A 1,697-nucleotide genomic window follows, 5' to 3' on the forward strand; every position below is an offset into this window, starting at 1 on the left:
CTAGGAGCGTGTCTCAGTAACCGGCAACCCGCGCGAAGATCATGATTATTCGTGCGGGATGATCCCGGTATGGGTAGCCAGGAGGGGCTGTTCGATGTCGGACCGGTCGAGCCGGAACGGCCTCGGGCACGCTTGGCGGGGGTGGACAAGCGGTTCAGGGCGTTCGATCCGCACCAGGCCCTGTTGCTGCCGCCGTCGCTGGACGACTGGCTGCCCGAGGGGCACCTGGCGCGGTTCGTCGCCGAGCTGGTCGACGAGGTGCTCGATCTGTCGCCGATCCTGGCTGACTACACCGAGAAGCGCGGGTTTCCGCCGTATGACCCGCGGCTGATGGTGCGCCTGCTGATCTACGGCTACACCACCGGCGTCCGCTCGTCCCGGGCGATCGAGCGTAAGTGTGTCGACGATGTCGCGTTCCGGTTTCTGGCCGCAGACCAGGCCCCAGACTTCCGCTCGATCGCCCGGTTCCGCCGCCGCCACCTCGATGCGCTCGCCGGGCTGTTCCTGCAGTCCCTGCAGCTCGCGCAGAGGCTGGGCATGGTCAAGATGGGCCGCGTCGCGTTGGACGGCACGAAGCTGGAGGCGAACGCCTCCAAGCACAAGGCGATGAGCTACGGCCGTCTGGTCGACAAGGAAGAACGGGTCGAGGCCGAGATCGCCGGCCTGGAGGCGAAGGCCGCCGCGCTACTGACCGATGCCGAGGCCGTCGACACCGCCGAGGACGCCAGGTTCGGCGTCGATGGCAAGGAGGTCGATCTGCCCGCCGAGCTGGACCGCCGTGAAAAGCGCCTCGCGAAGCTGCAGGCCGCCCGCGCCCAGATCGAGGCCGAGGCCGCCGCCAAGGCACGCAAGCACGCCGAGGACAAACAACGCCGCCGCCAGACACGCGCGGGCACCAGCGATGAGCAGGCCGTCGTCGACGCCGGCGAGCAGGCCGCCACGAAGGCCCGCCCGAAGCCGAAGGCCCAGGCCAACTTCACCGACCCCGACTCGCGGATCATGAAGAACAGCGACGGCGCCTACATCCAGGCCTACAACGCCCAAGCCGTCGTGGACGAGGACCACCAGGTGATCACCGCCGCCGACGTGACGACCAACGCCTCGGACGCGCTGAACTACACCGCCATGCTCGACCAGTCCGCCCAGAACACCGGAACCCATCCCAAGCAGGCCCTCGTCGACGCCGGATACTGCTCCGAGACCAACCTCGAAGCCGCCAGGGACCGCCAACTGGCCTGCGGCACCGACACATTCATGGCCACCGGCCGGCTCGGCCACGACGAGCAGATCCCGCCCGCACCCAGCGGACGCATCCCCAAGAACGCCACGCTCAAGCAGCGCATGGCCCGCAAGCTGCGAACCAAGCCCGGCCGCAAGGCCTACAGCCGCCGCAAAGCCATCGTCGAACCCGTATTCGGGCAGATCATGACCTGCCAGAACGGCCGCCAACTCCTCCTGCGCGGCAAAGACGGCGCCCGAGGAGAATGGCGCCTACTGGCCGCCTGCCACAACTTCCGCAAGGCTTTCCGACACATCGGCACCGCCAGACTCGCCGAAGCGATCACCTGACCGGCCCGGACCACCAGCCCCCTCGGGCCACTTCCCCGACCAGCACAACCCGGCCACCCGCGAGGCAGGCCCAGGACGAGCGACCGCAATCACCCCGGCAGTTGCCGGTTACTGAGACACGCTCCTAG

1 protein-coding gene is annotated in these 1,697 nt (G+C 68.4%); it reads left to right on the top strand.

Annotated elements, in window-relative coordinates; genetic code table 11:
* The first annotated feature begins 141 nt into the window (after nucleotides 1-141).
* A complete protein-coding gene (locus SM452_RS30290) occupies nucleotides 142-1,569 on the top strand; it encodes an IS1182 family transposase (protein WP_463841214.1) in 1,428 nt (475 codons plus the stop codon).
* Nucleotides 1,570-1,697: the final 128 nt, after the last annotated feature.

It is taken from the genome of Micromonospora sp. SYSU B005 (assembly GCF_055362685.1).